13 protein-coding genes are annotated in these 12,654 nt (G+C 74.5%); 7 read left to right on the forward strand and 6 right to left on the reverse strand.

Annotated features, from left to right (window positions below):
- Positions 1 to 54 precede the first annotated feature (54 nt).
- Genes FLV34_RS05025 through FLV34_RS05035 form a run of 3 tightly spaced genes read right to left on the reverse strand, consistent with a single transcriptional unit; the run spans position 55 to position 1,966 of the window.
- Positions 55 to 666, reverse strand: coding sequence for a methyltransferase domain-containing protein (locus FLV34_RS05025; RefSeq protein WP_221889909.1), 612 nt, complete (start codon positions 664 to 666; stop codon positions 55 to 57).
- Entirely contained in the window at positions 663 to 1,325 is a 663-nt protein-coding gene (locus FLV34_RS05030; RefSeq protein ID WP_147942482.1) for a TIGR04282 family arsenosugar biosynthesis glycosyltransferase, read from the reverse strand. Before FLV34_RS05030 ends, FLV34_RS05025 begins: the two co-directional genes overlap by 4 nt.
- Positions 1,322 to 1,966 (reverse strand): glycosyltransferase family 2 protein, encoded by a 645-nt coding sequence (locus FLV34_RS05035; protein ID WP_185948966.1) that lies wholly within the window; start codon positions 1,964 to 1,966, stop codon positions 1,322 to 1,324. The genes FLV34_RS05030 and FLV34_RS05035 overlap by 4 nt, the downstream gene beginning before the upstream one ends.
- A 104-nt stretch (positions 1,967 to 2,070) precedes the next feature.
- On the opposite strand from FLV34_RS05035, the gene FLV34_RS05040 reads away from it, so the two are divergent.
- Positions 2,071 to 3,420, forward strand: coding sequence for a hypothetical protein (locus tag FLV34_RS05040; RefSeq protein WP_147942483.1), 1,350 nt, complete (start codon positions 2,071 to 2,073; stop codon positions 3,418 to 3,420).
- 1 nt (position 3,421) lies between these two features.
- Here the strand turns inward: FLV34_RS05040 and FLV34_RS05045 are convergent, their stop codons facing one another.
- Positions 3,422 to 4,441 carry an NAD(P)-dependent oxidoreductase gene (locus tag FLV34_RS05045; RefSeq protein WP_142647432.1) on the reverse strand — a complete coding sequence of 340 codons (1,020 nt, stop codon included), beginning with the start codon at positions 4,439 to 4,441 and terminating at the stop codon, positions 3,422 to 3,424.
- A 154-nt stretch (positions 4,442 to 4,595) separates the two neighbouring features.
- Here FLV34_RS05045 and FLV34_RS05050 point away from each other — a divergent pair, with 154 nt between their 5' ends.
- Together FLV34_RS05050 and FLV34_RS05055 are read left to right on the forward strand one after the other, a co-directional pair.
- Positions 4,596 to 5,741 (forward strand): cellulose binding domain-containing protein, encoded by a 1,146-nt coding sequence (locus tag FLV34_RS05050; protein ID WP_187280543.1) that lies wholly within the window; start codon positions 4,596 to 4,598, stop codon positions 5,739 to 5,741.
- Between the two features lie 127 nt (positions 5,742 to 5,868).
- Positions 5,869 to 7,212, forward strand: coding sequence for a cytochrome P450 (locus FLV34_RS05055; protein WP_142647429.1), 1,344 nt, complete (start codon positions 5,869 to 5,871; stop codon positions 7,210 to 7,212).
- On the opposite strand, the gene FLV34_RS05060 is transcribed toward FLV34_RS05055, so the two are convergent.
- Positions 7,200 to 8,354, reverse strand: coding sequence for an RtcB family protein (locus FLV34_RS05060; RefSeq protein WP_147942485.1), 1,155 nt, complete (start codon positions 8,352 to 8,354; stop codon positions 7,200 to 7,202). The two genes, FLV34_RS05055 and FLV34_RS05060, sit on opposite strands and share 13 nt — an antisense overlap.
- A 117-nt stretch (positions 8,355 to 8,471) precedes the next feature.
- On the opposite strand from FLV34_RS05060, the gene FLV34_RS05065 reads away from it, so the two are divergent.
- Both FLV34_RS05065 and FLV34_RS05070 read left to right on the forward strand, forming a co-directional pair.
- Entirely contained in the window at positions 8,472 to 9,587 is a 1,116-nt protein-coding gene (locus FLV34_RS05065) for a phosphotransferase (RefSeq protein WP_222709417.1), read from the forward strand.
- Positions 9,588 to 10,058: 471 nt separating this feature from the next.
- Positions 10,059 to 10,493, forward strand: coding sequence for a hypothetical protein (locus FLV34_RS05070; RefSeq protein WP_147942486.1), 435 nt, complete (start codon positions 10,059 to 10,061; stop codon positions 10,491 to 10,493).
- A 41-nt stretch (positions 10,494 to 10,534) separates the two neighbouring features.
- Here the strand turns inward: FLV34_RS05070 and FLV34_RS05075 are convergent, their stop codons facing one another.
- Positions 10,535 to 10,867, reverse strand: a complete 333-nt coding sequence (locus FLV34_RS05075; protein ID WP_147942487.1) for a cupin domain-containing protein — start codon at positions 10,865 to 10,867, stop codon at positions 10,535 to 10,537.
- Between the two features lie 258 nt (positions 10,868 to 11,125).
- Here FLV34_RS05075 and FLV34_RS05080 point away from each other — a divergent pair, with 258 nt between their 5' ends.
- A complete protein-coding gene (locus FLV34_RS05080) occupies positions 11,126 to 11,548 on the forward strand; it encodes a YjdF family protein (protein WP_168065886.1) in 423 nt (140 codons plus the stop codon).
- Between the two features lie 115 nt (positions 11,549 to 11,663).
- Complete coding sequence (gene moaA, locus FLV34_RS05085; RefSeq protein ID WP_147942488.1) at positions 11,664 to 12,653, forward strand: GTP 3',8-cyclase MoaA; 990 nt, start codon at positions 11,664 to 11,666, stop codon at positions 12,651 to 12,653.
- Position 12,654: the final 1 nt, after the last annotated feature.

The following is a 12,654-nucleotide window of genomic DNA, read 5'->3' on the forward strand; positions in this document are numbered from 1 at the left end:
CGCCCTCCAGGAACACCACCCGGTAGCCGCCTCGGCCGTGGAGGGGCGCGGAGCTCAGCCCAGGACCGAGAACCAGCGGCCGGCCTCGGTCCACACCTCCACGGGGCGGAAGCCGGTGCGTGCGGCGAGCGGCCCGATGTCCGACACGCTGACCCGCGCCCAGGCGAACCACCCGGTGACCCTGCCCTCCCGCCGCAGCCGCACCCGTTCCGTACGGGTCGCGGCGCCGGGCGGGTCGAGCTCGGCGACGACCTCGCCGCCGGGACGCAGCAGCTCGCGGGCCCGGCGCAGCAGGGCGTCGGGGTCGCCGCCGATGCCGATGTTGCCGTCGGCCAGCAGCACGGTGCCCCAGCGGCCCGCTCCGGGCACGTGGCCGAACACGTCGCGACAGAGGGCACGCCCGCCGGCCAGGCGGGTGAGCCGTACGGCCCGGGGGGTGACGTCGATGCCGAGCGCCTGCACGCCGCGCCTCGTCAGCGCCACGGTCAGCCGCCCCGGTCCCGAGCCCACGTCGAGCGTGGGGTCGGCGCAGCGGGCGAGCATGGCCTCGTCCCCTTCGGCGTCGTGGAGCCAGCGCCACGCCTCCAGCGGCCAGGTGCCGCCGTCGGCCGACTCGACCTCGACTCGCGCGCCGTCCAGCGACTCGGCGTAGAGCGGGCCGATCACGCGGGGACGTCCGCGCCGAGGGCGGCCAGCGTCGCCGCGAACCGCGAGGAGGGGATCCGCGCGGCCACCGCGTGCGCGTCCGCGGCGGTGTCCACGTCGGTCAGCTCGGGCAGCAGAGCGGTCCGCACGCCCGCGGCGCGGATCCGCTCCATCAGCAGCGCGCCCGTGTCGGGCCGGGACATCGGCAGCCCGTCCAGCAGGGCGGGATCGGGCGTGCGCTGCCCGAGCAGCCAGAACCCGCCGTCGGAGGCCGGGCCGACCACGACGTCGTGCCCGTCCAGCAGCCGCACCGCCTCGCTCAGCAGCGCGGGGGTGACCTGCGGCGTGTCCATGCCGATCAGCACGACCGGCACGGGAAGGGCCGTCCACGCGTCGGCGAAGGCGGCGGTCAGCCGTTCGGCCAGGTCGCCGCCCCGCTGCGCGACCACGTCGCACCCTGCGGGCAGCCAGGGCCCCGGCTCGCCGAGCAGGGCCAGCACCCGGCGCGCGGCGGGGGCGGCGGCGACGGCCGACAGGGTGTCGCGCAGTGCCGCCTCCGCGAGCGCGGCGGCCTCTTGAGCCGTGTACGGCGGCGTGAGCCGGGTCTTCACTGCCCCCGGCACGGGCGACTTGGCGATCACGACGAGCTGCGCCGCGGCCCCGCCCGTGGCCGGCGTCACGCCGCCCGCCACATGTCGCGCACCGTACGCACGGTGCCGCGGACCGTCCCCGTCACCTTCGAGTGGCCCACCCGCGGCAGGTAGTCGACGTCGACCTCGCCGATGCGCCAGCCCGCCTCGCTCGCCCGCAGCACCATCTCCAGCGGGTAGCCGAACCGCCGGTCCCGCAGGCCCAGGTCCAGCAGCGCCGTACGGCGGGCGGCGCGCATCGGGCCGAGGTCGTGCAGGGGCGCGCCGGTGCGGCGGCGCAGCCGCCAGGCGAGCACCTGGTTGCCCAGCCGGGCGTGCGCGGGCCAGGCCGACGCGGTGACGGGCCTGCGGCGGCCCAGCACCAGGTCGGAGTCGCCGCGCACCACATCCTCCGCGACGTACGGAAGCTGCCGGGGATCCAGGGAGGCGTCGGCGTCCATGAAACACACGACGGGGGCGGTCGCCGCCTCCAGGCCCGCGTGGCAGGCGGCGCCGAAGCCCGGCCTGGGCTCGCTCACCACGAGCGCGCCGTGCCGGGCGGCGACCTCGGCCGACCCGTCGGTGGATCCGTTGTCCACCACGATGGGCCGGTAGCCGTCCGGCATGCGGCCGAGCACCCAGGGCAGCGCCGCCGCCTCGTCGAGGCAGGGAAGCACCACATCGATCTGCATGCCGCAGAAGCTAGAGCCCAGGGGGCCGCCGAGTTCTTACGAAGTGACTACGGGGCTGCCCAGAGGGTCCGGACGGCGGCCACGGTGCGCCTACGGTGGCGGTCGTGACGGCACGACAGGGGGCGCCGGCGGAGCGGCAGGGCTCGCCGGCGGGCGGACGGGCTGCGCCGGCGGCGCGGTGGAGGGCGCTCACGGCCCGGCAGCGGGCGCTGGTGGTCTGGGCGGCGCTGGTGGTGGGCGCGTTCGCGGTGGGCGGGCTGCTGCACGCCCGCGGGGTGCTGCGCATCGACCACCTGCCGCCGCTGCACGCGCTGGCGCGCCTGCCCACGCCCGCGCTGCTTCCTGCCGTGGTCTTCGCCGCGGTCGCGGTCCCCGTGCTGCCCCGGCTGACCGCGAACCCGCCGATGCGCGCGGCGCCGGCCGCGGCCTTCGCCGCGTCGCTCGCGTGGACGGTGCTGCTGGCGGTGTCGGGGGACGGGCTGGCGTGGCCGTTCACCCACCCGCAGGAGTACCTGGCCGGGCTCGGGGCCGTGGGCGACGATCCCCTCGGCTGGCTCGCCGGGTTCACCCGGGATCTGTCTGCCTATCCCACGCACGTACGAGGTCATCCGCCGCTGCCGGTGCTGGTGCTGTGGGCGCTGGCGGCCATCGGGCTGCCCGGGCCGTTCTGGGCCGCCCTCCTCGTGGTCGTGACGGGGTGCTCTGCCACGGTCGCGATCGGCCTGACCGTGTGGCGCGTCGCGGGGGAGGACGCGGCCCGGCGCGTGCTGCCCCACCTCGCCCTGTGCCCGGCGGCGGTGTGGATCGCGACGACCATGGACGCGTTCTTCGCGGGCGTGGGGGCGTGGGGGACGGCGCTGCTGGTGCTCGGCGCGCGGAGCCGGGCGGGCCGGGTGGTGCTCGGCCTCGGCGCGGGGCTGGCGCTGGGCGCGCTGCCCTACCTCAGCTACGGCATGGTGCCGTTCCTGCTCGTCCCCCTCGTCGCGGCGCTCGTGGTGGGGGTGCCGCGTTCGACCGTGGCCGCCTGCCTGGCGGGGATGGCCGCGGTGAGCGCGCTGTTCGCCGCCGGGGGGTTCTGGTGGCCGGCCGGTGTGCTCGCCACCCACGCCGAGTGGGCGGCCGATCCCGGCGCAGAACGGCCCTACCTGTACTTCCTGGTCGCCAACCTGGCCGTGCTCGCCCTGGTGACCGGCCCGGCCACCGCCGCCGGCCTCGTGGCCCAGGGACGTGCCCGCGACCGGATCCTGCCGATGGCGGCCCTGGTCGCGGTGCTCGCCCTCGACGTCAGCGGCGTCACCAGGGGCGAGGTGGAGCGGATCTGGCTGCCGTACGCCCTGTGGGTCGCCGCGGCGGCCGGACGCACCGGAACCGGCCGGGAGGGCGACCGCCGCCTGCTCGTGGTGCAGGCGGTGGTGGGCCTGCTGCTGCAGGGCTTCGTGAAATCTCCCTGGTGACTCAGCCGGCCGTCCCGAGAGGGGCGTGGGCGAACTCCCGCATGCCGTCGGCGAAGCGGATCCGCGCCCGGAAGCCGAGGTCGGCGGCGGCGCGGTCCGGGGAGGCCACGATGTGCCGGACGTCGCCCAGCCGGTAGCGGCCGGTGACCTCCGGCGCGGGTCCGCCCCGGGCCACGCTGAGCGCCTCGGCCAGGTCGCCGATCGTGTGGGGCTCGCCGCTGGCCACGTTGTACGCGCGGAGCCGGCCGGGCGGGGCGGCCTCCAGCGTGTCCAGCGCGGCGAGGTTGGCCGCCGCGACGTCGCCGACGTGGACGAAGTCCCTGCGCTGGCCGCCGTCCTCGAACACCAGCGGCGCCCGCCCCGCCTCCAGCGCGGACCGGAAGATCGCGGCCACCCCGGAGTAGGGGGTGTCGCGAGGCATCCCCGGGCCGTACACGTTGTGGTAGCGCAGGGCGACCGCCACGCCGCCGGTCTCACGGGCCCAGTTGGCCGCGAGGTGCTCCTGGGCGAGCTTGCTCGTGGCGTACGCGTTGCGCGGATCGGGCGCGACGTCCTCGTCCACGGTTCCCGGCGACAGGGGGCGCCCGCAGCGCGGGCACACCGGCTCGAACCGCCCCTCGGCCAGGTCCTTCTCGGCCCGGGGGCCGGGCCGCACCCGGCCGTGTTCGGCGCAGTCGTAGACGCCCTCGCCGTAGATGACCATCGATGACGCCAGGACCAGCCGGGAGACCCCGTGCCGCGCCATCGCGGCGAGCAGCACCGCGGTCCCGAGGGCGTTGACCGACACGTACGCCGGCAGGTCGGACACGTCGACGCCCAGGCCGACCTTGGCCGCCTGGTGCACCACGGCGTCGGCTCCGGCGACCGCGCGGGCGACGGCGTCCTCATCCCGCACGTCGCCCACCGTGACGTCCTCGCCGCCGCGCAGGTCGAATCCTCGCACCTCATGCCCGGCGTCGCGCAGCAACCCGGCGACGCCGCTCCCGATGAAACCGGCCGCGCCGGTGACCACGATCTTCATCTCGCCACGGTATCGGCGCCCTGCCCAGGTGAAAGTTTCACAATCCTTACGGAACGACCGGCGGGGACGCGGCCGGTCCTTTGACCGGTTCCCTCGGCCGACCGATCATCCGGGCTACATCGTTGGCGGACTTCGTCTCCGGAAGGTGGGAGCTGTGCCCAGACTGTCATGGCCTGCCGGATGGGTTGCGGCGGGCGCCGTCGCCGCCGCGCTATTGGCGGCCAACATCACCGCTCCGCCCGTGCTCGCGGGCGGCGCCGCCGAAATGCGCGCCGTCCGCGCGGCCGACACGGCCCCGCCGCCCACGTCGCCCGCCCCTGGGGCGGACGTCACGCCGCCCACCGCTCCGGGCGATCTCCAGGCGTGCCCGCCGCCCCCGCCGCCGAGCGGGAGCTTCCAGGGTTCGGTCGGCCTGTGCTGGACCGCGTCCTCCGACGCCACCGGGGTCACCGAATATGAGGTGTTCCTCCTCACCGCCGACGGTTTCGTCTCGGTGGCCTCCACCTCCCGTACGACGGCCGTCGTCACCGGGCTGGGCGGCGGGGACCGGACCTACACGTTCTACGTCGTCGCCAAGGACGCCGCGGGCAACGTGAGCCCGCCCAGCGCGCTGGTCAGCGCCCCGGCGCTCGGCGCGGGACCGACGCCGACCCCCGCCCCTGACGACACCACGCCGCCGACCAGGCCTGCCGGACTGCGGCCCAACTGCATTCCCGACTTCAAGGGGACGTCGCTGTGCTGGACGGGGTCCACCGACGACGTCCGGGTCGTCGGCTATGACGTCTACCGGCGCACCGCCACCGGCTGGACGCGGGTGGGCACGTCCATCGGCACGTACTTCACCGAGGGCAACCTCGTCACCGGCCAGTCGTACTCCTACTTCGTCGCGGCCAAGGACGCCGCCGGCAACGTCAGCCCGCCGTCCGACGTGGTGATCGCCACGGCGTCCGGCGGCTATCCCACCTACACGCCGCCGCCGGTCAACTGCAAGATCGAATACACGGCGTGGTCGTGGAGCGGCGGCTTCTCGGCAAGCGTGACGATCATCAACCTGGGCCAGACGCCGATCGACAACTGGACGCTGCGCTTCGTCCTCCCGGACGCCGGGCAGAAGGTCACCAGCGGCTGGTCGGCCACCTGGTCCCAGTCCGGAAAGGACGTCACCGCCGTGGCCATGCCGTGGAACTCGGTGATCCAGGGCGGCGGGTCCCTGCAGATCGGGTTCAACGGCAGCCACACCGGTGCCAACCCCGATCCCACCGGCTTCCGGCTGAACGGCGGCACCTGTATCCAAGGCTGACCGCCGTCCATCCTGCCCCGCCCGTCCTGCCCCGCCCGTCCTGCCCCGCCCGTCCTGCCCCGCCCGTCCGCTCCGGCCGGGCGGGCGGTGTCCGTTTCCGGCGGACAGGCGGGGGCAGTCAGGACGTATGCCGCTGCTCGACACCACGCTGCTCCTGCTGCTCGAGGGCTACGCCTGGCTGCCGGCCCGTTGGCGGGAGGCCCAGGGAGTGATCGCCCAGGGAAAGATGGGCCACGGAGAGAGTGCCCAGACAGAGATGGGCCAGGCAGCGATGGCCCGCACCCGGCTGATGGGCCGGGACGCCGTCGTGCTGCGCGGGCCGGACGCCGTCAGGTTCTTCTACGACGACAACCACGTCCAGCGGGCACCCGCGCTGCCCGAGCCGATCAAGAGCACGTTGTTCGGCCACGGCGCGGTGCACACGCTCGACCAGGCCGCGCACCGGGCGCGCAAGGGCATGTTCATGTCCCTGATGACGCCGGAAAGCGTCGCCTCCCTGGTGGGCGAGGCCACCGCGGCGTGGTACGCGGCGGTGGCGACGTGGCACGGCAGGGGAGACGTCGTGCTCTTCGACGAGGCCGCCCGCGTCCTCACCCGGGGTGCGTGCCGGTGGGCGGGCATCCCGCTCGCCGAGGAGGAAACCGGGCCCCTCGCCGGCGACCTCGTCGCGCTGGTCGACGGCTTCGGGTCACCGGGCCCGCGGCACTGGCGGGCCCGCGCCGCCCGAAAGCGCCGCGAGGCGTGGCTGGCGGGACTGGTCGGGGAGGTGCGCCGCGGCGCCCTGCGGGTGCCGGACACCTCGGCGCTCGCCGTGGTCGCCCGCCACCTGGAGCCCGACGGGGAGCGGCTCGCACCCCGGATCGCCGCGGTCGAGCTGCTCAACCTGGTGCGTCCCACGGTCGCGGTGAGCTGGTTCGTCACGTTCGCCGCGCACGCGCTGCACCACTGGCAGGTCACCCGGGTCCGCCTGACCGAGGACACCGACGGCACGTACGCCGAGGCGTTCGCCCATGAGGTGCGGCGCTTCTACCCGTTCGCGCCGTTCGTGGCGGGAACGGCCGTCAAGGACCTCACCTGGAAGGGCGAGCAGATCCTGGCCGACTGGCTCGTGCTGCTCGACATCTGGGGCCAGAACCACGATCCGGCGCTCTGGCCGCACCCGTATACCTTCGACCCGCAGCGCTTCATCGGCCGAGGGATCGGCCCGTACGACCTGATCCCGCAGGGCGGGGGCGACCCGGTGACCGGCCACCGGTGCCCGGGAGAGCCGGTCGCCGTGGGCCTGCTGAAGGCCCTCGCTCCTCGACTGGCGAAGCTGGACTACACCGTGCCGGAGCAGGACCTCACCATCTCGCCCTACCGGATCCCTGCCCGGGTGGCGAGCGGCTTCGTCCTGCGGCCGGCCGGGGCGGCCGCGCCCCCCGAGACGGCGGGGGCGAAACGGCCGCGCCCGGCGGTTCATCCCTTGTAGTTGAACACCTGGCGCAGCGTGTGCCGGACCTCCACGAGGTCCTTCTGGTCCGCCATCACCTGGTCGATCGGCTTGTACGCCTCCGGGTGCTCGTCGACCAGCGCGGCGGCACGGTCGGCGTTCCAGGTCCGCCCGCGCATCGCCTCCTTGAGCGACGCCGCCGACAGCTCGCGCTTCGCCCGGCTCCGCGACATCCTGCGCCCCGCGCCGTGCGAGCAGGAGTTGTACGACAGCGGGTTGCCCCGCCCGCGCACGATGTAGGAGCGGGTGCCCATCGAGCCCGGGATCACGCCCTCGTCCCCGGTGTCCGCCTTGATCGCGCCCTTGCGGGTGATCCACAGCTCCTTGCCGTCATGGACCTCCAGCTGCGTGAAGTTGTGGTGGCAGTTGATCGTGCGGACCCGGGCGCCGGAGCCGACGACGCGGAACAGCGCATCGCTCAGCACCTTGTCCATCCGCGCCCGCGACGCCATCGCGTAGCGCTGCGCCCACAGCATGTCCTCGATGTACGCGGTGAACTCCGGGGTGCCCTGGGTGAAGTAGGCGAGGTCGTAGTCCTCCATCCCGATCCCGAGGCTGCGCATGAGCCGCTTCGCGCCGTTGATGTGCGCGGTGGCGAGCTGGTTGCCGATCCCGCGCGAGCCGGAGTGCAGCACGGTCCACACCCGGTCGCGCTCGTCGAGGCAGACCTCCACGAAGTGGTTGCCCGAGCCGAGGGTCCCGAACTGGCAGGCCACGGTGTTCTCCTGCTTGGGCGTCAGGCCGGTGTGCGGCCGGCCGAGGTCGCCGAGCGCCCGGTCCACCGCCCGGTCGTCGTGCCCCTTGCCCACTCCCGCCGGAATGCGCCGCTCCACCAGCCGCATCAGCGGGTCGAGCGAGTCGGGCAGGTCGGCGGCCGTGAGCGTGGTCTCGGTCGCGACCATGCCGCAGCCGATGTCCACGCCGACGGCGGACGGGATGATCGCGCCCTCCGTCGGGATGACGGAGCCGACCGTCGCCCCGATCCCGACGTGTGCGTCGGGCATGAGCGCGACATGACCGGGCACGAACGGCAGGCGCGCCGCCCGGGCGGCCTGGTCGATCGTCCCGTCGTCGATCTCGCTCGCCCAGGACAGCACCTTCGGGGCGATGTGCTTCGGCATGGTTGGAACTCCTTCTTGGGTCGAGATCCACTGTGCCGGGCACCGGCGGGAATCCCAACCGAATATCGAGGCGAAAGTCGTTTGCCGCCCTACCCGCCCGTCGCCCATCATGCCGGGATGAGCGACGATTCCCGGGACCGCGCCGGCCTGGACGAGGAGCAGCGGCGTCGCCGTACCGGTGACGGCCCGCCCCCGCCCGCCGGCGGCGTACGACTGCCGTGGACCGCGGTGCCCTCGCACCTGCGGCTGGCCGTCGAGCGGCACCTCGGAGATCACGTGGCCGAGGCCGTCACCCAGCCCGGCGGGTTCTCCCCGGGCGTGGCGGCCCGCCTGCGGCTCGCCGGTGGGGGCAGGGCCTTCGTCAAGGCGGTCGGGCCCGAGCCGAACCCGATCAGCCCCGGCATCCACCGAGCGGAGGCCCGGGTGGCCGCCGCGCTGCCGGCCACGGCGCCCGCGCCCCGGCTGCTCGCCTCCTTCGACGAGGACGGCTGGGTGGTCCTGCTGTTCGAGGACGTCGAGGGCCGCACCCCCGCCCAGCCCTGGACGGTGGCGGAGCTCGGCCTCGTGCTCGGCGCGGTGGCCGATCTGGCCGAGACGCTCACCCCCGCGCCCGTGGCCGTGCCGTCGGCCGGCGAGCGGCTCGCGGAGGAATACCAGGGATGGCGGCGCCTGGCTGCCGGCTCGGGCAGCCTCGGCGCGGACGGCCTCGGCGCGGACGGCCCGGGCTCGGGTGGCCCGGGCTCGCGCGGCCTGGGTTCGGGCGGGCCGGGCTCCCTGCGTCCCGGCGAGGACGGATCCGACGTGGCGTGGGCCCGGCGGCGTCTGGACCGGCTGGCGGAGCTGGAGGCGGGCTGGGACCGGGCGGTGGAGGGCGACACGATGGCCCACGCCGACCTCCGGGCCGACAACCTGCTGCTCACCGCCGACGGGCGCGTCTACGTGGTGGACTGGCCCTGGGCGTGCCTGGCGGCCCCGTGGTTCGACCTCCTCGGGATGCTCCCGAGCGTGGCCATGCAGGGCGGGCCGCCGCCGGCCGAGGTCTTCGACGGCCACCCGGTCGCGGCGAAGGCGGACCCCGACGCGGTCACCGCGGTTCTCGCCGCCCAGACCGGCTACTTCCTGCAGAGGGGAAGCCTTCCCCCGCCGCCGGGCCTGCCCACGCTCCGCGCGTTCCAGCTCGCCCAGGGCCGGCAGGCCCTGGCCTGGCTGCGGCAACGGACCGGCTGGAGATGACGCCCGCGCCCCCCCCGTGATCGAACCGCCGTGATCGGACGGAGCGCCCGGCCCGGCCGGCCGGCGCCCGAGGGGCATGAGGGCATGGGGATCCGAGGCATCGGGAGTGTGAGGCGCCGGGGTCTATGGCGCCGGGGTCTATGGCGCTGGGCGTCCGAGGCGCTGGGGATCCGAGGGCATCGGAGGTCCCGAGGCGCGGGGGATCTGAGGCGCGGGGGATCTGAGGCGCGGGGGATCTGAGGCGCGGGGGATCTGAGGCACTGTGCATCTGAGGCACTGGGCGTACGGGGCGTCGAGGTCGTGGTGAGCGACGGGGTGCGTGATCTCCGCCCGCACGTGACCCTGGATCGGGGACCGGCGGGCGCGCGTGGAACCCTGGGCGAGGGCGGCGGACGTCATGACCGGTGGGACGGCTCACCGGGTCCCGGCCCCGCCCCCCGCCGGTTTCACATGTGCGAGAGGAGCGCGGCGATGAACTCCGTCTCGGCCGCCGTGGGCGGTGCGGCCACCTTCGTCTGGCTCGGGATGGTGCTGGCGATCTCCTTCATCGAGGCGCCGTTGAAGTTCCGCGCGCCGGGGGTGACGATCCCGATCGGGCTCGGCATCGGCCGGCTCGTGTTCCGGGCGCTCAACGCCGCCGAGGCCATGCTGGCCATCGTCGTGATCGTGGCGGTCGCCACCGGATCGCCGGGCCCCGTCGTGGTCGCGCTCACGGTGGTCGCCGCCGTCGTCCTGGCGATCCAGATCGCCGTCGTCCGCCCGCCGCTCAACCGCAGGTCCGACCGCGTCCTGTCCGGAGAGGACCCGGCGCGGCACAGGTCGAGAGCGCACCTCTACTACGTGGCCCTGGAGGTCGTGAAGGTCGTGTCGCTGCTCGCCCTCGGCTGCCTCCTCCAGGCCGCCTAGCCCCGGACCGCAGCCTGGTGAGGGGCGCGCCGCGGGCGTGCTCAGGGGCGTTTGACGACGGTGAGCAGGACCGCGCTGTCCTCCACGGCGTCGAGCGCGTGCCGGGCGTCCGGGATGGTCAGCAGGTCGCCGGAGCGTCCTTCCCAGGAGGCGTCGCCGCTGCTCAGCCGTACATGACCACGCAGCACCAGAAGGGTCGCCTCACCCGGGCTCTCGTGCTCGGCGAGGCCGGTCCCGGCCGTCAGGGCGAGCAGTGTCTGGCGCAGCGCGTGCTCGTGGCCGCCATAAACGGTGTCGGCCGCGCGCCCGCTGGACGCCGTGACGGCGCGATCGAGGAGTTCCCCGGCACGGGCGTCGAGAGAGATCGGCTCCATGCCCATCAGTCTGCCCCGCGTTCCGCCCGCCGCTCCGGAAAGGTGATGGCCGTGCCGGAGACATGGTCGTTAAGCTGGGTTTCGCACACGAAAACGCGGTCCCGGTCGGTAGCCCGGGCACCCGCCGCTCTCGGTTCCGACCGGTGCCGGCGGTCTTGTATCCGCCTCTCGTGTCCCCCTCGGGGCGCCTCGGAGGATGTCCGGTGTGCCGGAAAGCGGCTTCGCCAAGCCGCCTGTCGGCATACCTGTGGAGGCATCGTGGTGTCCCTGTCCGTCTACTTCGAGAACCCGTTCTGGGTGGGCGTCCTGGAGATCGTCGAAGGTGGCGAGCTTCGCGCGACCCGGTTCGTGCTCGGCTCCGAGCCCACCGACCCCGAGCTGTACGCGTTCCTCATGCGGCACGGAGTCGCCCTGCTCGAACGCGCCGAGGCGGCCCCCGCCGTACCCGTGGAGGAGCGCGGGGACCGGCGGGTCAATCCCAAGCGGGCGGCCAAGCTCGCCGCCCGTGCGGCGGCCCGGGTCACGCGGCGTGGCACGGCGGCCCAGGAGGCGCTGCGGCTCGAAATGGAGAACGCCAAGGGAGCGGCGCGGGTGAACCGGCGTGAGCGGGAGCGCGCGCTGGCCGAGCACCGCCGCGAGGTGGCCCGGAGCAAGCGGATCGAGCGCCGTCGCGACCGCTGATCGCGAGGGATCCGTTCCGTCCCGGAGTGGGGGAATCACGGCGGGGCGGCCGAGGTTGTCGCCATCATGACGGCAGGGCTTAGGCTTGAGGCTCTCTGGGGTTGGAGGTCCTCACGTGCTGGTTGACTCGTTCGGCCGGGTCGCGACCGATCTGAGGGTGTCGCTGACCGACCGGTGCAACCTGCGATGCTCCTATTGCATGCCGCCCGAGGGCCTCGACTGGCTGCCCAAGCCCGAGCTGCTCACCGGCGAGGAGATCGTCCGCCTGGTGACGATCGGCGTGGAGCGGCTCGGCATCCGGGAGGTCCGCTTCACCGGTGGCGAGCCGCTGCTGCGGCGGGAGCTGCCCGAGATCGTGGCCGCGACCGCCGCGCTGCGCCCGCGTCCCCAGGTGTCGCTGACGACCAACGGCATCGGCCTGGCCCGCCTGGCGGAGCCGCTCGCCCAGGCCGGTCTCGACCGCGTCAACGTCTCGCTGGACACGCTGGACCGCGACGTGTTCGTACGGCTGGCGCACCGGGACCGGCTCCGCGACGTGCTGGACGGGCTCGCCGCGGCCACGGCGGCGGGACTCACGCCGGTCAAGGTCAACGCGGTGCTGATGCGCGGCGTCAACGAGCACGAGGCCGCTCCGCTGCTGCGCTACTGCATCGACCAGGGATATGAACTGCGCTTCATCGAGCAGATGCCGCTCGACGCCCAGCACGGCTGGCGCCGCGACGACATGATCACGGCCGACGAGATCCTCGGGCTGCTGAAGGACTCCTTCGACCTCACCGAAGACGACCCGCGCGAGCGGGGCAGCGCGCCCGCCGAGCTGTTCCTGGTGAACGGCGGCCCGCACCGGGTGGGCGTGATCGGCTCGGTCACCCGGCCGTTCTGCGGCGCCTGCGACCGCGTCCGGATCACCGCCGACGGCCAGGTCCGCAACTGCCTGTTCGCCACCGAGGAATCAGACCTGCGTACGGCCCTGCGCTCGGGCGCCACGGACGAGGAACTGGCGGCGCGGTGGGTCGCGGCGGTGCGGGGGAAGCGGGCCGGGCACGGCATCGACGACCCCGCGTTCCTCCAGCCGGCCCGCCCGATGTCGGCCATCGGCGGCTGAC

It is taken from the genome of Microbispora sp. CSR-4, assembly GCF_008033685.1.
In the GTDB taxonomy this organism is placed as follows: domain Bacteria; phylum Actinomycetota; class Actinomycetes; order Streptosporangiales; family Streptosporangiaceae; genus Microbispora.

What these genes read in the sequence shown, in the direction of transcription:
- FLV34_RS05070 (WP_147942486.1), top strand. Translation starts at nt 10,059, where the DNA reads ATGAACTCCGTCTCGGCCGCCGTGGGCGGTGCGGCCACCTTCGTCTGG.
- FLV34_RS05055 (WP_142647429.1), top strand. Translation starts at nt 5,869, where the DNA reads ATGCCGCTGCTCGACACCACGCTGCTCCTGCTGCTCGAGGGCTACGCC.
- FLV34_RS05075 (WP_147942487.1), bottom strand. Translation starts at nt 10,867, where the DNA reads ATGGAGCCGATCTCTCTCGACGCCCGTGCCGGGGAACTCCTCGATCGC.
- FLV34_RS05060 (WP_147942485.1), bottom strand. Translation starts at nt 8,354, where the DNA reads ATGCCGAAGCACATCGCCCCGAAGGTGCTGTCCTGGGCGAGCGAGATC.
- FLV34_RS05035 (WP_185948966.1), bottom strand. Translation starts at nt 1,966, where the DNA reads ATGCAGATCGATGTGGTGCTTCCCTGCCTCGACGAGGCGGCGGCGCTG.
- FLV34_RS05045 (WP_142647432.1), bottom strand. Translation starts at nt 4,441, where the DNA reads ATGAAGATCGTGGTCACCGGCGCGGCCGGTTTCATCGGGAGCGGCGTC.
- FLV34_RS05065 (WP_222709417.1), top strand. Translation starts at nt 8,472, where the DNA reads ATGAGCGACGATTCCCGGGACCGCGCCGGCCTGGACGAGGAGCAGCGG.